Source organism: Actinoplanes sp. NPDC049118 (assembly GCF_040648555.1).
Lineage (GTDB): Bacteria > Actinomycetota > Actinomycetes > Mycobacteriales > Micromonosporaceae > Actinoplanes.
In genome coordinates this window covers 289704-311082 of the sequence record NZ_JBEZDY010000010.1, presented here as the reverse complement: position 1 = coordinate 311082, position 21379 = coordinate 289704, and the positions used below count along the sequence as shown (strand labels likewise).

Genomic DNA, 21379 nt, shown 5'->3' with positions numbered 1-21379 from the left:
TCAGGAGTTCATACGGGTCACCATAACTCCGGTGCCGACCGCCTGCGAGCGGATTTACGAGCGGGCTCGGGCCGAGACGGCGGAGCTCGTGCATGGACCGCCTCCCCGCCGGCCCGTGCGGGACGGCGCGCGGACCGCGAGCATCGCGATGTCGTCGCGCACGCCGCCGCGTACCCACTCGGACACCAGCCGGCGCACCCGCTCCACCGCCGCCGGCCCCGGCAGGCCCCGGCAGCCGGCCAGCGCCTCGTGCAGGCGGGCCTCGCCGTACTGCTCCTCCCCGGTCGCGCCGCCGCGGGCCTCGGTCAGGCCGTCGCTGTACATCAGGCAGAGCTCGCCCGGCGCCAGGTCGACCGTCACCGTCCGCACCACGATCTGCGGCAGCACGCCGATCAACGTGCCGGCCACCGGCACCGGCTCGACGGCGCCGTCGGCGCGCAGCACCAGCGGCGCCGGGTGGCCACCGGTGGCCAGCCTGAGCCGGACCCGGCCGTGCTCGGCGCGGCCGATCGCGCCGACGACCAGGGTGACGAAGCGGTGCTGGCGGCTCGAGCCGAGCAACGCGGTGTTGAGCAGGGTGAGCATCGCGGCGGGGTCGGTTCCGACCAGGCGCAGCGCGCGCAGGGTCTGGCGGACCTTGCCGGTCAGCACGGCCGCCTCCGGGCCCTTGCCGCAGACGTCGCCGAGCGCGACGACCGTCTCCGGGCACTCCTCGGTGGGGCCGAACGCGTCATAGAAGTCGCCGCCGATCCGCAGCGCCTCCCTCGACGCCTGGTAGAAGCCGACCAGCTCGACGCCCTCGGGCTGCGGCAGCCCGGGCGGCAGAAGGTCGGCCTGCAGGATGGCGGTGGTGTCGACCTGCTCGCGGTAGAGCGCGGCGGCGGAGATCGACCCGCCCGCGCCGGCGGCGAAGATCCGGGCCAGCAGCTCGTCCTCGGCGGAGAAGTCCGCCCCGTGCCCCCGGCGGGCCAGGACCAGCGCCCCGGCCGGCTCGGCGTTGCCGGGCAGCGGCGTCACCAGCACCGCGCCGGCCACTCCGAAGTCGTCTGGCAGCAGCCACGCCGGCACCTCGGAGGCGTCCAGCCGGCGGCTCGGTACCGGCGGGAAGCCGCCGAGGGCCTGTTCGAGGCCGGGCACCTCGGCGAGCGCGCTCTCGCGGAGCGTGCACTGCCGCACCGCCTCGCCGGCGGACAGGCGAGTCCATTCGCACCGCCCGCGGTGCGCCGGCAGGACCACGGCGGCGGCGTCGGCCAGCCGCGGCACCGCCAGCTCGACGGTGGTACGCAGGCAGCGGCGCTGGTCCAGCGAGGCGGAGAGCCGGCGCCCGGCCTCGGCGAGAAACGCGAGACCCGGTGCCCGGGTGTCCATCCCGTCCCCCTTTCCACCCTGATGAGGTGTTCCTGGTCCGGCTCAGACTACGCGGCGCCCGATGTTCCGGCCCCCGCTCAGACGGGGGAACCGCGCTCCTCGGTGTCGACGATGATCGGCGCGTGATCGGACGGGCCCTTGCCCTTGCGGGCCTCCCGGTCCACCACGGCGTCACGCACCGTGGCGGCCACCTCGGGGGTGGCGTAGACCAGGTCGATCCGCATGCCCTTGTTCTGGTGGAACATCCCGGCGCGGTAGTCCCAGTAGGTGTACGGGCGATCGCCCTTGAGGGGCCGGGGCACCACGTCGGTGAGGCCCAGCGCGCGCAGGGCGGCCAGCGCGTCGCGCTCCGGCGGGGTGACGTGGGTGGCCCCGATGAACACCTCGGGGTCCCAGACGTCGTCGTCGGTCGGCGCGACGTTGAAGTCGCCGGCCACCACCGCCGGGCCCTGCTGTACCGCGAGGGCGTCGCGCAGCGCGGCGAACCAGGCCAGCTTGTAGGCGTAGTGCGGGTCCTCCGGCGTGCGCCCGTTCGGGACGTACACCGAGGTGAAACGGATGCCGCCGCAGGTGGCGCTGATCGCGCGCGCCTCGGGCTCGGGAAAGCCGGGCTCCGCGTCGAAGCCGTGCCGCACGTCGTCGAGCCCGATCCTGGAGAGCAGCGCGACGCCGTTCCAGCGGCCCTGCCCGTACGCGGCGGTGCGGTAACCCAGGTCGGCGACCTCGGCCGCGGGGAAGTCGTCCGCCGCGACCTTGGTCTCCTGCAGGCATAACACGTCGGGTCCGGCCTGGTCCAGCCACTCCAGCAGCCGGGGGAGCCGGGCCTTGACCGAGTTCACATTCCAGGTGGCGAAGCGCATCGCCCCAGCCTGCCATCCGGGCCCGGCACTTCGCAGCGTCAGTGCTCGGGGGAGTGGCGTTCGGCGCGCACCGGCGCCGCGTTACCGCGGACGGCGGCCAGCAGCGCCCCGGACAGGCCGACGGCCAGCAGCAGCAGGACGGCGACGAGCCAGACCACGGATCCCTCGGATCCGGTAAGCGTTGCCATCATGTCGCCTCCTCGGGTTTCCCACTCATCGGCCGGACGTCGCGGAACGCAAGGATCCGGCCGAGCGAATAATGCCGGACTTGTCGCTGTGACGCCAGAGGCGGACGAGACGTTTGTCACCAAGAGTGAAGCGGATCAGGGGTTGCGGGCGGTGACCGTGGTGTCCGCGGAGGCATGCTGAACTGCGGACCAGTGGTTTGCGAAGTCCTCCGGCGGGACGCCCGGGCCCCACAGCCAGCCCTGGCCCTGCGTGACGCCGAGGGTGGCGAGTGCGTCGCGCTGCACCCGGGTCTCGACACCCTCCGCGACGATGCTCAGGCCGAGCGCCCTGCTCATCGCGACGACGGCGCGGACGATCTCCTCATCCTCGCCGTTCTCGCCCAGGCCGGAGACGAACGAGCGGTCGATCTTCACCCCGGTCACCGGGAACCGGCGCAGGTAGCCAAGCGCAGAGAAGCCGGTGCCGAAGTCGTCGACGAGCAGCTTGAAGCCGAGTTCGCGCAGCTCGTAGAGCACCCTCGCGGTCTCGCTGACGCCGTCGGCCATCACCGACTCGGTCATCTCCAGGGCGACGGCCGTCGCCGGCACGCCGTGCCGCAGCAGCTCGGCGGAGATCTTCAGCGGCAGCTCCGGGTCGCTCAGCTGCAGGGGCGACACGTTGATCGACACGTAGAAGTCGGAGTCGACCGTGCCGTCCGCGCGCCACTGTCCCAGCTGGCGCAGGGCCTCCTCGCGCACCCAGGTGCCCAGCGCCGTGATCAGCCCGGACTCCTCGGCGACCGGGATGAACGTCGACGGCGGGATCGGGCCGCGCTCCGGGTGGTTCCAGCGGGTCAGGGCCTCGGCGGCGACCGGCCGGCCGGTCGCCATCCGCACGATCGGCTGGTAGACCACGCTGAGCTGCCCCTCGGACAGGGCGTTACGCAGCGCGCCCTCCAGCTCGATGCGCTCGCGCACCCGGTCGTGCATCGAGGTGTCGAAGATCGTCGCGCGGCCCGGGCCTTCAGCCTTGGAGCGGTACATCGCGGTGTCGGCGTCGCGCAGCAGCGCCTCCGCGGTGACCGCGGGGGAGTCTCCGTCGCCGGCCGCGTGCGCGATGCCGACGGAGGCGCTGATGACGACCTCGGTGTCGCGCAGCGGCAGCGGCTCGGCGAAGCACCGGTGCACGTCCTCGACCAGGCGCAGCGCACCCTGCTCACTCCCGACGTACGCGATCAGGAACTCGTCGCCGCCGACCCGGGCCAGCGTCGTGCCGATCGGTATCGCCGCCTGCAGCCGCGTGCCCACCTCGATGACCAGCTGATCGCCGGTGTCGTGTCCCCAGGAGTCGTTGACCCACTTGAAGCCGTCCAGGTCGAGGAGGTAGACCCAGACCCGGCGGGTATCGTCCGCCGGCAGCGTGGCGAGCAGCCGCTGGAGGACGTTGGAGATCATCCGCCGGTTCGGCAGGCCGGTCAGCGGGTCGTGCATCGCCTGATGCTCCGAGTGCAGCTGCCAGGCCACCTGCGCCTGCACCGCGGAGACCGCCCGCATCAGCAGGAGCGCGACGATGGCTATCCCGCCGGCACCGATGAACAACCGGTAGCCGGCCGATCTGCCGCCGACCGCCACCAGCAGCACGAACGGCGTGATCACCGCGGGCACGAGCAGCAGCATCCGCTGCCAGGACCAGGCCTGCACCGGGTGCCGGGTGGCGTGGCCCAGCTCCACCACCGACGGGTGCAGCGCCGTGACCCCGACCAGCACGTACGTGAGCAGGAAGGGCACGTCCAGCAGCGGCGAGGTGTAGGTCTGCCCGGAGAGGCCGATGATCGCGTACGCGACGTCGCCGACCACCAGGAACGCCATGCCGGACAGCAGCGTCGCCAGGCTCACCGGCCAGGTCCGCGCGGTGAAGGACAGGTTGACGGCCAGCGCCAGCAGCACCACGTCGAAGAGCGGGTAGACGCCGGCCAGCACCGACTCGATCGCCGGGCGGCCGGCGATGTAGGCGGCCGGCGCGGCCAGCAGCAGCATGCTGGCCAGCCCCGCGGCCAGGCACACGATGAGGCAGTCGAGCACGACGTGGCGCTCGATGCTGCCGCGCGCCCGCAGCAGTATCACGAAGAAGGTACCCAGCAGGAAGTAGCCGGGGATGGTGGCGGCGTCGGCGATCAGCGGGTGGAGCACGACGATCGGCCGGAGCATCACGCCGAGCAGGAACAACACCGCCGCGCCGCCCATGAACGGCCAGGCGGCCCTGGGCTGGGCCCCGAAGCGCCGGGGCGAGGCGAAGCAGGACCAGACCGTGCCGACGCCGATCACGAGGAAGCAGGCGTTGCTGACCGCGGGGGAGAGGTCGAGCGTGTAGAGCGTCACGGCGAGCGCGCCGATGACCGCGAAGACCTGCCACAACCGCCGACCGGGCGCCGACGGAGCCTTGGACCGCACCGTCATCGCCCCCCGGAGCTGTCAGTTGATCAGTGCTCCCGTCGTTGGCACCGTACCCGCCGGCGAGGGGTCCCCGGCAGGGTTTCCGTGCACAAACACCGTCGGACAGGCACACCGCCGCAGCAGCTGGAGGGCCACCCCGCCCAGCAGCGTGCCGCCGCCGGCGCCGCGCGGCCCCACGATCATCATGCGGCCCCGCCGGGACGCGCGGACGAGTGTTCCCGCGGTCTCTCCGACCAGCACCCGGGTCCGTGCCGTCCGCAACTCGGGCACGGCGGCCACGGCGTTCTCCAGCAGCAGTCGGCCGGCCGCCTGCCCGGCGGCCGTCTCCACCACGTGGATGACCTCGACGGCGACGCCGCGCCGCAGACCCTCGGCCGCGGCCATCCGCAGCGCGACCAGGGAACTCGGGGATCCGTCGGCGGCCGCCAGCACCGGGCCGGCCGGTGGACGGACGCCCCGGGACACCACGACGGGACACCGGGCCCGGGACACGGTCTGCACCAGCACCGAGTCGGTGGGCAGGCGCGGTTTGGACGTGCAGTCGTCGTCGCCGATCACGAGCAACTCGGCGGTGCGGGTCTGCCGCAGCAACTCCCGCACCGGTGGCCCGTCCAGGAGCAGGCCCTCCACACGCACCCCCGGCACCGCCCGGGACGCGGTCGCGATCGCGTCGGCGACCAACTCGGCGGACTCCCGGCGCGCCCTCGACCAATCGGGTGCATCATCGAGGAAGCGGGTCTTCGGCCCGGTGAACACGTGCACGACACGCAGCGGCAGTCCGCGGACCACAGCCTCACGCGCACCGAGCCGCGCGGCGGCGAGTCCGGCAGCGGTGCCGTTCACGCCAACGACGACAGGAGCAGGGCCCGGATTCTGCATCGGTTCACCACCTCCGCACCGCGACGACGCGGGTACACAGACCATTATCTATGGTGTGGGGGGAAGGCGGTCGTGATCAATCCCTCAGCGGTCGACCGTCTGATGACCCGTTCAGGTTGAGGGTTTACGGTGAACGGCAGGTAATTGGCGACATCTGCCGGTGAGGTGAGGGAAATACAAATGACGGATGTCAAGCTCGACCACCCCGGTGGCCAGTTGTCCATGCCGGTGCGCCCGGCGGTCGAGGGTCCAGGCGGCGTCGACATCAGCGCACTGCTGAAGGACACCGGGTACGTCACCCTGGATCAGGGCTTCGTCAACACGGCCTCGTGCGCGTCGGCGATCACCTATATCGACGGCGATGCCGGCATTCTGCGCTATCGGGGCTTCCCGATCGAGCAGCTCGCGGGCCGGGCCTCGTTCCTCGAGGTGTCCTACCTGCTGATCCACGACGCGTTGCCCACGGCGGCCCAGCTGGCGGAGTTCGGCGACAAGATCCGGGTGCACACGCTGCTGCAGGAGGAGATGCGCGCCTTCTTCTCCGGCTTCCCGCGCGACGCGCACCCGATGGCGGTGCTCTCCTCGGCCGTCACGGCGCTGTCGACGTTCTACCAGGACGCTCTCGACCCGACGGACCCCGAGCAGGTCGAGATCTCCGGGATTCGCCTCATGGCGAAGCTTCCGACCATCGCGGCGTACGCGTACAAGAAGTCGATCGGCCACCCGCTGCCGTACCCCGACAACTCGCTGGACTACGTCGAGAACTTCCTGCGCATGACGTTCGGGCTGCCCACCGTGAACTACGAGGTGGACCCGACGCTGGCCAAGGTCCTCGACATGCTCTTCGTGCTGCACGCCGACCACGAGCAGAACTGCTCGACGTCGACGGTGCGCCTGGTGGGCTCGGCGCAGGCCAACCTCTTCGCCTCGGTCTCCGCGGGCATCAACGCCCTCTCCGGCCCGCTGCACGGCGGCGCCAACTCCGCGGTGCTGGAGATGCTCGAGGGCATCCGCGCCGACGGCGGCGACGTGAACGCCTTCGTGCGTCGTGTCAAGGCCAAGGAGAAGGGGGTCAAGCTCATGGGCTTCGGCCACCGGGTCTACAAGAACTACGACCCGCGCGCCGCCATCGTGAAGAAGGCCGTGCAGGACGTCATCTCCACGATGGACAAGCCGGACCCGCTGCTCGAGCTCGCGCTCCAGCTCGAGGAGATCGCCCTCGCGGACGACTACTTCGTCTCCCGCAAGCTGTACCCGAACGTCGACTTCTACACCGGCCTGATCTACAAGGCCATGGGCTTCCCGACGAAGATGTTCACGGTGCTCTTCGCGCTCGGCCGGCTGCCCGGCTGGATCGCGCAGTGGGGCGAGATGATGGCGGACCCGACCACCAAGATCGGCCGCCCGCGCCAGCTCTACACGGGCGAGGCGGAGCGCCAGTTCACCCCGATCACCGAGCGCTGACGAGAAGTACTTCCCGCGCGGCCGTCCTCCTCCCGGAGGGCGGCCGCGCTGCCGTTCCCGGCGTCACTACATGCCTTGACGGTTATATAACCGCGCTGGCATAGTCGCATCGTGCCCGTGGACGCGATCGCCGTGCTCGCCGAGCCGACCCGCCGCCGCATCCTCGACGAGCTCCGGCTCGCCGACAGCAGCGTCGGACAGCTCGTCGACCGGCTCGCCATGAGCCAGCCCGCCGTCTCCAAGCACCTCAAGGTGCTGCGCGAGGCCGGCTTCGTCTCCAGCCGCACGGCCGCGCAGCAGCGCATCTACTCGCTCGAGCCCGCACAGTTCCGGGCGCTGGACGCCTGGCTGGCGCCGTACCGGCGGTTGTGGACCCGGGGCCCGGCGCCACTCTGACCATGGTGGACGGCAACCTTTGCCCGCCCGCCGGTGTCAGGCAGGGTGAATGACGGGTTCGACGACTTCGTGCGCAGCCGCAGCACCTCCCGAGGCGCCCCTCGGGCGGCACGACGTCGCCGAGCCGGACCAGACCAGCTACGGCCTGCTCGGATTCCTCGAGCAGACGGGTGCGGCCTGCGGGCAATCTCGCTGGAGGAGAGGCTGACCGGTGCCGCGAACCCACCGGCGGTGCTGCTCGGCCCGCGGCGCAACGTCCTGATGGTCCTCGACGGCGGCCGCGGTATCGGCTTCTCGCCCGGCCTCACCTACGGCGCCGACGGCCGCAGCCGGGTGTTCCTGTCCGGGTGCCGCGCTGCCCGTGCGGGTCCGGCTGCCCGGCGGGCCGAGCGTCGTCGCGTCCGAGGGCGCACGCCTGCGGTACCGGTCCCGCGGCGCGGGCCGGCTGCCCGCCGCCGGTGAAGCGGCCCTGCTGCCGGCGTCGCCACCGAGGTCGAGGTGGACCGGCCCGGGATTGCCAGGACGGTCGTCCGGCTACCGGGTTAGGGTCGGTCGCCCCTCTTCTGGCATGACCGGTGAACGGAACGGGCATGACAGTCGGCGACCGAGGGAGGGTGCATGGACGTCGTCATCGGCATCGACACCGGAACCACCGCGACCAAGACCGTCGCCGCCGGGCCGGCCGGGCAGGTGCGGGCGATGGCGAGCGTGCACTACCCCCTCTCCGTGCCCGGGCCGGGTCAGGCCGAGCTCGACCCCGCCCGGCTGCGCGACGCGGCGATCGAGGCCCTGGTCACCATCGCCGCGCAGGTGCACGGGCAGAACGACCGGGTCGTCGCCGTCGGCCTCAGCGCGTTCCTGCACGGGCTCGTGCCGATGGACGGCGACGGCGCGCCGCTCGGCCCGCTGGTCACCTGGGCCGACAACCGGGCGGCCCGGCAGAGCGAGCGGATCGCCGGGTCCGGCCACGCGAAGGCGCTGCAGGCACGGACCGGCACGCCGGTGCACCCGATGTCCCCGCTGACCAAGCTCGCCTGGTGGCGGGATACCGATCCCGCGAAGCTCCGCGACACACCGCGCTGGGGCGGCGTCAAGGAGATCGTCCTGGCCGGACTCGCCGACGAGGGCTTCCTGCTGGACCTCTCGGTCGCCTCCGGCACCGGCTTGTATGACATACACCGGCGCCGCTGGGACCCCGAGGCGCTGGAGCTGGCCGGCCTGCGCCGGCACCAGCTCGCCGAGGTCGTGCCGACCACCCGGCGGCTGCGGCTGAACCCGGAGGTGGCGGCCGCGGCGGGGCTGCACGCGGACACCCCGCTGATCATCGGCGCGGCCGACGGCCCGCTGGCCAACCTCGGCGTCGGCGCCACCGGGCCCGGGGTCGCGGCCGTCTCCCTCGGCACCAGCGGCGCGCTGCGCACCATCGTGAACCGCCCGACCGCGGACCGGGCCGGGCGGCTGTTCTGCTACGCCCTCACCGAGGAGCACTGGGTGGTGGGCGGTGCGATCAACAACGCCGGTTCGGTGGTGCGCTGGGCCGGACAGACCTTCGCCGGCGGCCTCGACCGCCCGGCCGCCGAGGGCGAGGACGCCGACGTCCGCGACGCCGCCCTGCTGGTGGAGGCCGCTAAGGTCGGGCCGGGCAGCGAGGGCCTGCTCTGCCTGCCCTACCTGCTGGGGGAGCGGGCGCCGTGGTGGCGCGGCGGCATGCGCGGCGCGTACCTCGGGCTGCGCCGCGAGCACGGCCGCGCCCACCTCGTCCGGGCCGCGGTCGAGGGTGTCTGCCAGCAGCTGGCGCTGGTCCGCGACACGTTCGCGGACGAGGGCATCGCGATGACCGAGGTGCGGGCCACCGGCGGTGCCGTCGCCTCCGACCTGTGGGTGGGCGTGCTCGCCGCGGCCCTGGACCTTCCCGTGTCCGTGGCGGACACGCCGGAGGGCACCGCGCTCGGCGCCTGCCTGCTCGCGCGGCACGCCCTCGGCGAGCTGCCGGACCTGTCCGGTGCCGCGGCGATGGTCGCCGTCGGCGAGCCCACCCGCCCGGATCCGCACGCCGCCGGCCTCTACCGACGGCTGCGCCCGCTGGTGGAACGCTCGGCGCTGGCGGTGACGGACGTGCTCACCGAGTTGGACAGACTGGCACCGCCGCCGCTGCCGGACACCGCGAAGGCCCTGCCCGAGGGGCGCTGAGGCGGCACCGGCCGGCACCGCCCGGCCCTCGACTCGCTTCCGGACATCCGCAGGACGGTGCCGACGGGCGGTCACGGCGTGTCGGCCGGGCCGTGAGGACGGCCACCCGCCCCCGCGTTGACGCCGTGCCACGCCGTGAGAAAGAGTGACTCGCGAGCGGCAGCGGAGGAACCCGGTGAGAAACCGGGACGGTCCCGCCACTGTGACCGGGATCGAGGTCCCGGGAGTCAGGAGACTCCGGCCGCTCGTAACCTTCCACACGCGGGCGCGGACCCGCGGAAAGGACCGGGCGTGACGCCGTACCCGTTCTCTGCCGTCGTCGGCCTCGACGACCTGCGGCTCGCGCTGCTGCTGACCGCCGTGTCTCCCGCCGTCGGCGGGGTCCTGGTCCGCGGCGAGAAGGGCACGGCCAAGTCCACGGTGGTGCGCGCCCTCGCCGCGCTGCTGCCCGAGGTCGACGTGGTCCGCGGCTGCCGCTTCGCCTGCGACCCGGCGGCCACCGACCCCGGCTGCCCCGACGGGCCGCACGAGGCCGGCGCGCCGCACGGTCACCGGCCCGCCACCCTGGTCGAGCTGCCGGTCGGCGCCACCGAGGACCGGGTCGTCGGCACCCTCGACATCCAGCGCGCGCTCGCCGACGGCGTGAAGGCGTACGAGCCGGGCCTGCTCGCGGCCGCGCACCGCGGCGCCCTCTACGTCGACGAGGTCAACCTGCTGCCGGACCACCTCGTCGACCTGCTGCTCGACGCGGCGGCGATGGGCCGCGCCCACGTCGAGCGCGACGGGGTGTCGGTCAAGCACGCCGCCCGGTTCCTGCTCGTCGGCACGATGAATCCCGAGGAGGGCGAGCCGCGGCCGCAGCTGGTCGACCGGTTCGGCCTGGTGGTGACCGTCGCCGCGCCCCGGGACGCGACCCTGCGCGCCGAGGTGGTGCGCCGGCGGCTGGCCTACGAGGCCGGACCGGACGAGTTCGCGCGGCGGTTCGCGGCCGACGAGACCGAGCTGGCGGCCCGGATCCTGGCGGCCCGCGCGGCGGTGCCGGCGGTGCGGCTGCCCGACGCGGAGCTGGACCGGATCGCCCGGGTGTGCCTGGCCTACGGGGTCGACGGAATGCGGGCGGACATCGTGGTCGCCCGGTGCGCGGTGGCGCTGGCGGCGTGGCACGGCCGCGACCGGGTCACCGTCGAGGACATCCGCGACGCGGCACGGCTGGCGCTGCCGCACCGGCGACGCCGGGACCCGCTGGACCCGCCGGGCACCGACGAGCAGCGCCTGGAGGAGGCCCTGGACCAGGCCGCCCCCGACGACGACCCGGACCCGACGCCTCCGGACGGCGGCCCGGACGGCCCGGACGACGGCGGTCCCGGCGACGGACCGGACGGTGGCGGCCCCGGCGGCGGCCCGGACGGCGGCCGGGACCAGCGCGGCCCCGGACCGTCCGCCCCGGACGGTGCCGCCCGGAACAACGCCGTCCCGGACAACGGGTCCCGACCCGCCGAACGCCGGCCGGAGACCGCGCCGGCCGGCGAGCAGGCCCCCGAGGGCGCCGGGGTCGGCGGCGCCGCACCCGCTCAGGCCGGCACCGCCTACCGGCCGCGGACCCTGCGGATCGCCGCCCGCGGCGAGGGCGGCCACGCCGGGCGCCGCTCGCCGGCGCTCTCCCGGCGCGGCCGGGTCGTCGGCTCCCGGGTCCCGCGCGGCAAGCTCGCCGGTGCGGCCCACCTGCCGGCGACGCTGCGCGCCGCCATTCACCGGGGAGCCCTGGCCCGGGACCCTTTCCCGGACGCCGGCCACGCGGCACCGCCGGCCTTCGCCGGGCCGGATCGGGCGGCGCCGGTCGCCGAGGCGGCCGCGCCCCCTCCGCCCCGGCCCGCGGTCCTGCGCCCGCGGGCCGTGCATCCGCGTGACCTGCGGGAGGCCGTGCACGTCGGCCGCGAGGCCAATCTGGTGCTCTTCGTCGTCGACGCTTCCGGGTCGATGGCCGCCCGCAGGCGGATGACCGTCGTCAAGACCGCCGTGCTGTCGCTGCTGCGCGACGCCTACCAGCGGCGGGACCGGGTCGGCATGATCACGTTCCGGGGCTCGTCCGCGGAGCAGGTGCTGCCACCCACCTCCAGCCACGAGGTCGGCGTGCTGCGGCTCGCGGGTCTGCGCACGGGCGGGCGTACCCCGTTGGCGGCCGGCCTGCGCGCCGCGGCCGCGACCATCGCCACCGAGCGGCGCCGTGATCCCCGCCGCAGGCCGCTGCTGATCGTCGTCACCGACGGGCGCGCGACCAGCGGCCCGGACCCCGCGCTCGTCGCGCCGGCACTGGCCGGCGTCGCCGCGGTGGTCGTCGACTGCGAGTCCGGTCCGGTGCGCCTCGGCCTCGCCCGGCGGCTCGCCGCAGCCCTCGGCGCCGACGTCATGCCGCTCGACGCGCTCGCCGCGGGCGCCGCATCCAGCAGGAGGGTCGCCTGATGCCGCAGGGACAGGTCACGACGGTGCCGCAGGATGGGCTCACCACCCGGCAGCGGCGCCGGCAGGCCGTGCTGGCCGTACACACCGGACACGGCAAGGGCAAGTCGACGGCCGCGTTCGGGATGGCGCTGCGCGCGTGGAGCGCGGGCTGGCCGATCGGGGTCTTCCAGTTCGTGAAGTCCGAGAAGTGGCGCGTCGGCGAGGAGACGGCGTTGAAGGCCCTGGGCCAGGCCGGTGGCGCGAGCGTCGCGTGGCACAAGATGGGCGAGGGCTGGTCCTGGATCCAGCGCCCCGGCACCGAACGCGATCACGCGGCCGAGGCCGCCGAGGGCTGGGCGCAGATCAAACGGGACCTGGCCGCCGAGACGTACAAGTTCTACGTGCTCGACGAGTTCACGTACCCGATGAAGTGGGGCTGGGTCGACGTGGCCGACGTGGTGGCCACCCTCGCGGACCGGCCCGGCACCCAGCACGTGGTGATCACCGGCCGGGACGCCCATCCGGACCTGCTCGCGGCCGCCGACCTGGTCACCGAGATGACCAAGCTCAAGCACCCGATGGACGCCGGCCGCAAGGGTCAGCAGGGCATCGAGTGGTGAACATCCCCCGCGTCGTCATCGCGGCACCCGCCTCCGGGCACGGCAAGACCACCGTGGCCACGGGCCTGCTGGCCGCGTTCGCCGCCCGGGGGATGAGGGTCGCCCCGTTCAAGGTCGGCCCGGACTACATCGATCCCGGCTACCACTCGCTCGCGGCGGGCCGCCCGGGCCGCAACCTCGACCCGGTCATGGTCGGCGAGGACCTGATCGGGCCGCTGTTCGCACACGGTTCGGCGGGCACCGACCTGGCGGTGGTCGAGGGCGTGATGGGCCTGTACGACGGTCGCACGGGCGCGGGCGACACCGGCTCGACCGCCCACGTCGCGGCCCTGCTCGACGCGCCGGTCCTCCTGGTGGTCGACGCGGCCGCGCAGGGCCGGTCGGTGGCCGCGCTCGTGCACGGCTTCCGCAGCTTCGGCACGGTCCGCCTGGCCGGCGTCATCCTCAACCGGGTCGGTTCGGACCGGCACGAGGCGCTGCTGCGCGAGGCCTGCGAGGAGGTCGGCACGCCCGTGCTGGGCGCGATGCGCCGGGCCGACGCGGTCTCGGCGCCGTCGCGCCACCTCGGCCTGATCCCCGCCGCCGAACGCCGCGCGGAGGCCGTGGCCTCGGTGGCGGCGCTCGCATCGCTGGTGGCGTCCTCGGTGGACCTCGACGCCGTGCTCGCCCTCGCCCGCTCGGCGCCGCCCCTGGCCGCGGACCCCTGGTCACCGGCCGCCGAGAATCCGGTACCCGGCCGCCCGGTGGTCGCGATCGCGGGCGGCCCGGCCTTCACCTTCGCGTACGCGGAGACCGCCGAGCTCCTGGCGGGCGCGGGAGCCGAGGTCGTGACGGTGGACCCGCTCCGCGACGAGGCCCTGCCGGAGCACACCCGCGCCCTGGTGGTCGGCGGCGGCTTCCCGGAGGTGTACGCCGCGGAGCTGTCCGCGAACGAGCCGCTACGCCTGGCGGTGGCGTCCCTGGCGGCGGCGTCCCTGGCGGCGGCGTCCCTGGAAGCGGTGGGCATGCCGATCGTGGCCGAGTGCGCGGGCCTGCTGTGGCTGTGCCGGACGCTGGACGGCAAACCGATGTGCGGCGTGCTGGACGCGGACGCGGCTATGACCCCGACGCTGACGCTGGGCTACCGCGACGCGGTGGCGCTGACGGACAGCCCGCTGCTGCCGGCCGGGTCGCGGATCACCGGCCACGAGTTCCATCGCACCACGGTGCACCCGCGATCGGGCCTGCTGCTCGAACCGGCCGGGGGAGCGGCGTGGGCCTGGCGCGGCGCGGACCCGGAGGGCTTCGCCGCGCCGGCGCTGCAGGCCTCGTACCTGCACCTGCACTGGGCCGGCAACCCGGCGATCGCCCGGCGAGTGGTCGCGCAGGCGGCCGCCCGCGCGGCTACGGGGTCGCGAGGATAGCGCCGGCGACGCTGTCGACGTACCACCGCTGGTTGCTGACCGCCGTCGTGCCCGAGACCGGCCGCCCGCCGTCCGGTCCCGATGGCATCACCACCCGTCGTCTGTGAGGGGCGCGGCTGGTCGGCGCACGCGGCGTGGGCGGTGGCCGATCTCGGCCGACCGGCGCCACCCGCCCCTGGCGTAGGGTCCTCGGGTGACCTCGACCGGCCTGGTGGTGCTGGGCCTGGGTGCCCGGTCCGGCACGCCGGACGACGAACTGGCCGCCGCGGCCTGCGCCGCGCTCGCCGCGGCGGGCCTGCGCCCGGCGGACGTCGGCGTGCTCGCCACGCTGGATCGCCGGGCGGGCGAGCCCGGCCCGCGTGCCGTCGCCGACCGCCACGGGTGGCGGCTCGTCTCGTTCACGGCCGGTGAGCTGGCCGCCGTCGACGTCCCGCATCCCTCCGGCGTGGTGGCGCGCGGCGCGGGCACGCCGAGCGTCGCGGAGGCCGCCGCGCTGCTCGCCGCCGGGCCGGGCGCCACGTTGATCGTGCCGAAACGGGTCTTCCCCGCGGCGACCGTCGCGGTCGCCCGAGGTTGCCCCGGCGACACATCGCCCGCGTAGATTCCCGGTGCTACCACGCCCGGGACCTGCGACCGTGCGGCTCCACCGCCGCGAGCACGGCCGCCGCGGCGGCGAACCCGACCGCGCCGGCCGGCGCCGGGTCCGGTCAGGACGCTGCCGGGCCGAAGTCGACGTTCTTGGTGTCGACCGTGCCGGCGGTCCGCCCCGGTGCCCGGTGGTTGGTCCAGTACAGGTTGGTGTGCGCGATGACCTTGTCCGGCGTCGGCGCACCCCACGGCGACTGGTCCTCGGTCGTGTGGGCGTCGCTGACCAGGGTCGCGTCGTATCCCCGGACGATCGCGCCGTGCAGTGTGGACCGGATGCACTCGTCGGTCTGCGCGCCGGCGACGACGAGTCGCCCGACGCCGAGGCCCGACAGCACGGTCTCGAGGGTGGTCTCCTCGAACGAGTCGGCGTAGTGCTTCTCGACGAGCGGCTCGGCCTCGCCTGGAGCGAGCTCGGGGACGATGCGCCAGCCCTCGCTGCCCCGCTCCAGGCCGGGGCCGGAGTGCTGCACCCAGACGACCGGGACCCGTTCCTGGCGCGCCTTGTCGACGAGGCCGCCCACGTTCGCCACCACCGAGTCGCGCTCGTGCGCTCCCTCGACCACGCCGGTCTGCACGTCGACGACCAGTAGCGCGGTGTGCGGCCGGTTCTCGATTGTTGTCATGATCTCTCCCTGCTGGCGCCGGCTCCTGAGAACACTCACACGGTAGGGCCACCCTCCGACAATTTCCGGCTCAGGCCGGCGGGTCCCCGGCGATACGCGCGTGCAGGTGCATGTCATGCCATCCGTCCGCGTGCAACGCCTTGCTGCGCATGGTCGCCTCGTAGGGGTAGCCGGCCCGCTCGGCGACCCGGCACGACGCCTCGTTGCGCGTCGAGTGGTGAACCTCGATGCGGTGCAGGCCGAGCACGCGGAAGGCCCACCCGCTGAGGACGCTCAGGGCCACCGCGGCGAGCCCCCTGCCCCGGGCCTCCGGCAGCACCCAGTACGAGATCTCGGCGATCCCACCGGCGAGGTCGACCCGGCGCAGGCTGATCTGGCCGAGCACCCCGTCGTCCGCGATCGCCCACCCGGCTCCCGTCTCCCTCCGCCACCGCCGCGGCCATTCGGCGATCCACGCGAGGGCCTCGTCGACGGTCATCGACCGCGCATGCCACTGCCGGATACCCGGCTCCTCGTAGGCCGCCGCGACGTCTCCGGCATCGTCTGCCCGCCACGGCCGCAGCGTGAGACCCGGACCCGCCAGCACCGGCTGATCGAGCCGGGCCAGGCCACCGGCGGCGACGACGGGAGGGACGAGTGCGGGCATGACGCCCATTAAAGCGGCACCGGGCGCCGCCGGTACCTGGCACCCGTCTCCTGGGGATGGCCGGGCTGCGGCGGGCCCAGCCGCCGTCTGTCGCATGCCGGAATCGCCCGGATGCGTCATCGGTATCCGGACTCCGCCTCTCCTCGACCCGCTTAGGTAACCGGCGCTAGGTCAGCGGCCATTGGTGTACCGGGACGTTCTCGTGCATCGGGGGAAGGTAGCGCCGCAGCATCGCGTGCAGCGCCGCCTGCCGGTCCATGCCCGCGCGCTCCAACGAGTGCAGCGTCTCCACCTGCCAGGTTGCGCCGTTGCGGCCGGTCAGGCAGCGCTGCTCGATGATGCCCAGCAGCCGGTCCCGCTCGCCGGGGGAGACGCCCCACCGGTCGAGGCCCTCGTGTGCCAGCGGCAGCAGGCGGCGCAGGACCAGTTCGGACACCGGCACGTAGCCCAGGCCCGGCCAGAAGACCGACGCCGCGATGCCGTGGCGGGCACCGGAGTGGAAGTTCTCCTCCGCCGCGCTGAAGGACATCTGCGTCCAGATCGGACGCTCCGCCTCGGCCAGCATCCGGACCAGGCCGTAGTAGAAGGCGCCGTTCGCGACCGTGTCGACGACGGTCGGGCCGGCCGGGAGCACCCGGTTCTCGACCCGCAGGTGCGGCCTGCCCTTGACGACCGCGTAGATCGGCCTGTTCCAGCGGTAGACGGTGCCGTTGTGCAGGCGCAGCTCGCTCAGTTGCGGGGTGTCGCCGCTCTCCAGGATCTGTTCGGGGTCGTCGGAGTCGCAGATCGGCAGCAGGGCCGGGAAGTAGCGGACGTTCTCCTCGAACAGGTCGAAGACCGAGGTGATCCAGCGCTCGCCGAACCACACCCGCGGGCGGACGCCCTGCGCGCGGATCTCCTCCGAGCGGGTGTCGGTGGCCTGCTCGAACAGGGGTATCCGGGTCTCGCGCCACAGCTCGCGCCCGAAGAGCAGGGGCGAGTTCGCACCCAGCGCAACCTGGACGCCGGCCACGACCTGCGCCGCGTTCCAGTACGCCGCGAACTGCTCGGGGCTCACCTGCAGGTGGAACTGGGTGCTGGTGCAGGCCGCCTCGGGCGCGATCGTGTCGGTCGTGACCGCGAGGCGATCGATGCCGTCGATGCGGATGTCGAGGTCCTCGCCGCGGGCCGCGAAGATCTGCTCGTTGAGCAGCGCGTAGCGGGGGTTGGCCGACAGCGCGTCCGCCGTCAGGTGCTCGCGGCGCAGGGTCGGCAGGATGCCGATCATCACCATGTGTGCGCCGACGCCGCGGGCGTGCTCCTCGGCGTTGTTGAGGCTGGCACGCAACTCGCGTTCCAGGTCGGCGTTCTCGTCGCCGGCCAGCCGGCGCGGCGCGACGTTGATCTCGACGTTGAACTGGCCCAGTTCGGTCTGGAAGTCCGGGTCGGCGATGGCCTTGAGCACCTCGGCGTTGCGCATCGCCGGATCGGCGTTGTCGTCCACCAGGTTGAGCTCGATCTCCATCCCGGTCAGCGGGCGCTCGAACTCGAAGCGTGCCTCGCGCAGCATGCCGGCGAACACGTCGAGACTGCGCCTGATCTTCTGCCGGTACCTGGACCTGTCCTCGCGGGTGAATGTCCTGTGGTCGACCTCTTCGCCCACCGCGCACCGCCCCTCTGCCTGCTTCTATGATCTCGTGGTCCATCCGCCGGCGCACCACAGGACGCGTCGTTTGCCCCGGAGGTTCTTGCGTGCGTCGCATACCTGCCCTTTTCGCCGCCGTGGCAATCGCGGAGGCCTGCAGCTGGGCCGCGCTGCTGATCGGCATGTTCTTCAAGTACGGGCCGGTGGGCGACGAGACCGGCGTGCAGATCGCCGGCCCGATCCACGGCGCGTTGTTCACGGCCTATCTGGCTGTCACCGTCGTGATGGCGCGGGTCGGCCGCTGGAAGTGGTGGGTGACGCTGCTCGCGCTGGCCAGCTCGGTCCCGCCGTTCACCACGCTCGTCTTCGAGCGCTGGGCGCGGTCGCGCGGACTGCTGACGGTCGCCGAGGTGGAGCCCGTACCGCAGTCGTGACCGGCCGGGCGGGGCCGCCCGGCCGGGGCTGCGGGATCGGGGTCAGCTGATCCAGGCGGCCGCGAGGGCGGTGATGATCGTCAGACCGAGCCCGGCCTGGATCAGCAGCCCCGGACCGAGATGTGACCACATCGTCGGGATCCGCGGGGTCAGGGGCTGCAGCGTGGTCAGGTTGACGAGCTGGTGCAGCTTCACCGGCAGGTCCGGATCCTTCTGCGGGCGGGTGCGCACCTGCACGAGGTCGTCGCGGTGCAGCGCCGACTGCGGCAGCTGCCCGTGCATCTCCACCTCGTAGGTCTGGCCCAGGTCGTCACGCAGCCGTACCGGCGTGACCAGGTATTCGGGGCCCTTCTTCAAGTCCTTGAACCTGCGTCGTGAGCCTCCGCCGCCGCTGCGCAGCAGGGCGAGCAGGAGTGCGCCGACGGCCTGGGCGACGGACGCCGTCACGAAGACGGCGAGCAGCAGTGGCTGATCGACCTTGACCTCGCGGGTGTACGAGGCGCGGTAGCCGAGGAACCGGCCGGTGATGACGGGACCGGCGTGCCGGAGGATTCGCTCGCGGTAGAGCTCGGTGTCGTCCATGGGGACATCTCCTGGGGTGGGGAGACTTGCATCCCTCGATCGTACGGAGAGCGATGCATCGAACACAGCACGTGATCAACTGAGGGCTGGCCAGGGGCCTGTGTCGCCGGCTCGGCTCGGTTTAGCAGCGGCCGCGCCGGGTATTCGCCCGATACGCCCTTTATTGCAAGGATCCGCCACATGGGACTGGCCGCCCGCCGGCGCTGGGTGAGCCGCGCCGCGACGGCGGGGTGATCCCGGTCCGGGCCCGAGCCCGCCCCGGGACCCTGCCGTCGGTACCCGGGGCCGTCCGCCGTCCGTCTACCGATTGGGCGAAACGCTCACGGAGCGGAGTGCGACACGGTGAACTTGTGCTGAACGCCTGTCGCGGGCGATCTACGGGGGTGGGACGGCATGGAACTGAGCGGTATCAAATACATCAATCCGGACAGTGTGCTGGCGCGGACGGCCTGGGAGATGGTGCAGACCCACGCCGGCGGTCTGGGACCGCATGACGGCATCGACACCTGCCCCGTCTGCGACGAGCCCCTTCCCTGCCGGGCCGGACGTGCCGCCGCGGAGGTCCTCGAGGCCGCCGGGCTGGCGGAGTCGTCGGGCCTGATCCAGGCGGCGCGCCACGGGCGGGGTTCCCCGCTCGGCCATGAGCCGCCCGCCCCGGTGGCGCAGCCCTCGCCGGCCCCTCCCGCCTACCCTGCCTACGTGGCCTCGGGGAGCGCGTCCACCTTCGCCGAGCCCGCAGCACCGCCGCACGAGCCGAGCTACGCGCCGCCGCCCACGACCCCGCAGCCCGCGGCCCCGCCGTCCTTCGAGACTCCGCGCGAGCCGCTGAGCCCGCCCCCGACCGCCGCCGAGCCGCCGCAGCCGGCGTTCGAGTCCGGGCTCCGCCCGCCGCCGTACACGGAGCCGGGGCCGCCGGCCGGTCCGCACGCGGCCGGTCCCCAACCGGCCGGTCCGCCGTCCGCCTGGCCGCCCGGCTCCGGGCAGGTCGCGCCAGGCCCCGGCGGAGGACTCGGCGGTACCCCGCCGGCCCCCGGCGGACCCGGCGGTACCCCTTCGGGTCTGATGCCGCCCGGTCCCGAATCCTTCGGCCCGCCACCGGGTGGTTCGACTGCGGCGCAGCCGTCGCGGGGGCAGGTGCCGCCCGGCCCGGACGCGTTCGGTCCGCCCTCGCCCGCGCAGGCCGGTACTGCGCCGCTGTCGCACCTACCCGGCGTCCCGGCGCCGCCCTCCCCGCCGGAGCGTTCCGCGCCGCCCGCGGGCGGCTCGCACGCCGAGCGTCCGGGTCCCGCCCCGGAATCCCGCGAACCGGGTGCCGGCGGGTTCGGCGCCGGCCGTCCGGGACCGGCCGATGCCGGGACCGGCATGCCCGCCGCGGCCCGGCCGGAGCCGCCGGCTCCCGGGCCGCCCCGTGCGGTCCCCGACGTGGATCCGCTGCTGCTGGGCCCTCCGTTGTTCGCGCAGCAGAACCGCCCCCTCGACGCCCCGCGCTTCACGCCGTCGGCCCGCCCGCCGGAATCGCGTACGGGGAGTGCCGAGCCCGCCGCCCGCAACGGCGTGCCGCTTGCCCAGCCGCCCGTACCTGATGACCACACCGCCCGCCGGCCGCCGGCCGACGACGTGACCGCGCAGGGGCCGGCGGCCGAGCCCGCCCAGCCCGTCCCGCCGGCGCAGCCGGCCCCGCCGCCGCCCGCGAGCGGGGGTCAGGGCGTGGACGACCAGTTCGCGCGGCGGCCGCAGACGGCTCAGCCGACCGCCGGGCCCGGGCCCGGCACCGCGGAGCAGCCGGGCCAGGCCCAGCCGCCGCAGGGCATGGCCGGTGCACAGGACCGCCCGTTCGCGGCCCCGCAGGCTCAGCCGCCGCAGGCTCAGCCGCCGCAGGCTCAGCCCGGTGCGCAGGACCGCCCGTTCGCGGCCTCCGCGGCCGACCAACCCCGGCAGTCCTCGCGCCCGCCGCTCGAACCGCCGCAGATGGGCCAGCTCAACCGCCCCTTCGACCCGGCCGCGCAGCCACCGGCGACCGACGTTCCGGAGCGCGGCCACCACGAGCAGCCCGCCGCGGCCCAGCCGGCTCAGCCGGACCGGCCGCCCTACCCCGGCGTGATCGCTCCGTCCGGTCAGCCGGCACCCGCCGGCGAGACGAGCCAGTTCGCCCGGCCCGAGCGGTTCGACCAGCCCGGACCGGCGGCACCGCAGCACCCGGGCCAGTCCGGCCTCGGCGCCCCGCGTGCCGAGGAGCCCTCGGCACACGGACCGGGGGTCGCCCACGTACCGGGCGCCACCCATCACCACCCGCCGGCGGGCGTGCCCGGCTGGCCGGCACCGGGTGGTCAGCAGCCCGGCGAGCCGGCCGCCGCCGGCCAGAGCCGGCCGCAGGCCGCCCGGCCGCCGCTGGAGCCGCCGCAGATGGGCCAGCTCAACCGCCCGTTGCAGCCGCCGCCCGAGGAGCAGAGCGGCACGCCGTCCGGCCTGCCGGCCCGCCCCGCAGCGCAACCGGAGAGCACGCGGCCCGCCGCGACCGGCGCCGCCGACGAGGAGGGACCCAGCGGGCTGCCGCGCCGTTCGTAGCGCCGGGCCGGCACCTG

18 protein-coding genes and 1 riboswitch are annotated in these 21379 nt (G+C 74.2%); of the genes, 9 read left to right on the top strand and 9 right to left on the bottom strand.

What is annotated here, in order from left to right; all coding sequences use genetic code 11:
- Positions 1 to 54: 54 nt before the first annotated feature.
- The 5 genes from AB0B58_RS18405 to AB0B58_RS18385 form a co-directional block, all read right to left on the bottom strand.
- Positions 55 to 1368, bottom strand: a complete 1314-nt coding sequence (locus AB0B58_RS18405; protein WP_360224768.1) for a SpoIIE family protein phosphatase — start codon at positions 1366 to 1368, stop codon at positions 55 to 57.
- A gap of 77 nt (positions 1369 to 1445) precedes the next feature.
- Complete coding sequence (locus AB0B58_RS18400) at positions 1446 to 2228, bottom strand: exodeoxyribonuclease III (RefSeq protein WP_360224766.1); 783 nt, start codon at positions 2226 to 2228, stop codon at positions 1446 to 1448.
- A 38-nt stretch (positions 2229 to 2266) separates the two neighbouring features.
- Positions 2267 to 2419: a hypothetical protein gene (locus AB0B58_RS18395; protein WP_360224764.1), complete on the bottom strand. Its 153-nt coding sequence runs from the start codon at positions 2417 to 2419 to the stop codon at positions 2267 to 2269.
- Between the two features lie 132 nt (positions 2420 to 2551).
- Positions 2552 to 4846, bottom strand: a complete 2295-nt coding sequence (locus tag AB0B58_RS18390) for an EAL domain-containing protein (RefSeq protein ID WP_360224762.1) — start codon at positions 4844 to 4846, stop codon at positions 2552 to 2554.
- A gap of 21 nt (positions 4847 to 4867) precedes the next feature.
- Positions 4868 to 5692 (bottom strand): universal stress protein, encoded by an 825-nt coding sequence (locus AB0B58_RS18385; RefSeq protein WP_360224760.1) that lies wholly within the window; start codon positions 5690 to 5692, stop codon positions 4868 to 4870.
- 216 nt (positions 5693 to 5908) lie between these two features.
- On the opposite strand from AB0B58_RS18385, the gene AB0B58_RS18380 reads away from it, so the two are divergent.
- The 7 genes from AB0B58_RS18380 to AB0B58_RS18350 all read left to right on the top strand — a co-directional run bounded on the left by AB0B58_RS18380 (position 5909) and on the right by AB0B58_RS18350 (position 14841).
- Positions 5909 to 7192 carry a citrate synthase gene (locus tag AB0B58_RS18380; protein WP_360224758.1) on the top strand — a complete coding sequence of 428 codons (1284 nt, stop codon included), beginning with the start codon at positions 5909 to 5911 and terminating at the stop codon, positions 7190 to 7192.
- A gap of 111 nt (positions 7193 to 7303) precedes the next feature.
- A complete protein-coding gene (locus AB0B58_RS18375) occupies positions 7304 to 7588 on the top strand; it encodes a metalloregulator ArsR/SmtB family transcription factor (RefSeq protein ID WP_360224756.1) in 285 nt (94 codons plus the stop codon).
- Positions 7589 to 8206: 618 nt separating this feature from the next.
- Positions 8207 to 9778, top strand: coding sequence for a gluconokinase (locus AB0B58_RS18370; RefSeq protein ID WP_360224755.1), 1572 nt, complete (start codon positions 8207 to 8209; stop codon positions 9776 to 9778).
- A gap of 130 nt (positions 9779 to 9908) precedes the next feature.
- A riboswitch (cobalamin riboswitch) is annotated at positions 9909 to 10038 on the top strand.
- Between the two features lie 31 nt (positions 10039 to 10069).
- Complete coding sequence (locus tag AB0B58_RS18365; protein WP_360224753.1) at positions 10070 to 12238, top strand: VWA domain-containing protein; 2169 nt, start codon at positions 10070 to 10072, stop codon at positions 12236 to 12238.
- Positions 12238 to 12837: a cob(I)yrinic acid a,c-diamide adenosyltransferase gene (gene cobO / locus AB0B58_RS18360; protein ID WP_360224751.1), complete on the top strand. Its 600-nt coding sequence runs from the start codon at positions 12238 to 12240 to the stop codon at positions 12835 to 12837. The genes AB0B58_RS18365 and cobO overlap by 1 nt, the downstream gene beginning before the upstream one ends.
- Positions 12831 to 14240 (top strand): cobyrinate a,c-diamide synthase, encoded by a 1410-nt coding sequence (locus AB0B58_RS18355; protein WP_360224749.1) that lies wholly within the window; start codon positions 12831 to 12833, stop codon positions 14238 to 14240. The genes cobO and AB0B58_RS18355 overlap by 7 nt, the downstream gene beginning before the upstream one ends.
- Before the next feature lie 193 nt (positions 14241 to 14433).
- Complete coding sequence (locus AB0B58_RS18350; RefSeq protein ID WP_360224747.1) at positions 14434 to 14841, top strand: cobalamin biosynthesis protein; 408 nt, start codon at positions 14434 to 14436, stop codon at positions 14839 to 14841.
- 106 nt (positions 14842 to 14947) lie between these two features.
- On the opposite strand, the gene AB0B58_RS18345 is transcribed toward AB0B58_RS18350, so the two are convergent.
- The 3 genes from AB0B58_RS18345 to AB0B58_RS18335 form a co-directional block, all read right to left on the bottom strand.
- Entirely contained in the window at positions 14948 to 15511 is a 564-nt protein-coding gene (locus AB0B58_RS18345) for a cysteine hydrolase family protein (protein WP_360224745.1), read from the bottom strand.
- Between the two features lie 70 nt (positions 15512 to 15581).
- On the bottom strand, positions 15582 to 16157 hold the full coding sequence (locus tag AB0B58_RS18340; RefSeq protein WP_360224743.1) for a GNAT family N-acetyltransferase: 576 nt from the start codon (positions 16155 to 16157) through the stop codon (positions 15582 to 15584).
- A gap of 166 nt (positions 16158 to 16323) precedes the next feature.
- Positions 16324 to 17799, bottom strand: coding sequence for a glutamate--cysteine ligase (locus tag AB0B58_RS18335; RefSeq protein ID WP_360224741.1), 1476 nt, complete (start codon positions 17797 to 17799; stop codon positions 16324 to 16326).
- 89 nt (positions 17800 to 17888) lie between these two features.
- Between AB0B58_RS18335 and AB0B58_RS18330 the strand changes: the two genes are divergently transcribed.
- On the top strand, positions 17889 to 18215 hold the full coding sequence (locus tag AB0B58_RS18330) for a DUF3817 domain-containing protein (protein ID WP_360224739.1): 327 nt from the start codon (positions 17889 to 17891) through the stop codon (positions 18213 to 18215).
- 42 nt (positions 18216 to 18257) lie between these two features.
- On the opposite strand, the gene AB0B58_RS18325 is transcribed toward AB0B58_RS18330, so the two are convergent.
- On the bottom strand, positions 18258 to 18797 hold the full coding sequence (locus AB0B58_RS18325) for a hypothetical protein (protein ID WP_360224737.1): 540 nt from the start codon (positions 18795 to 18797) through the stop codon (positions 18258 to 18260).
- A gap of 393 nt (positions 18798 to 19190) precedes the next feature.
- Between AB0B58_RS18325 and AB0B58_RS18320 the strand changes: the two genes are divergently transcribed.
- On the top strand, positions 19191 to 21362 hold the full coding sequence (locus AB0B58_RS18320; RefSeq protein ID WP_360224735.1) for a hypothetical protein: 2172 nt from the start codon (positions 19191 to 19193) through the stop codon (positions 21360 to 21362).
- Positions 21363 to 21379: the final 17 nt, after the last annotated feature.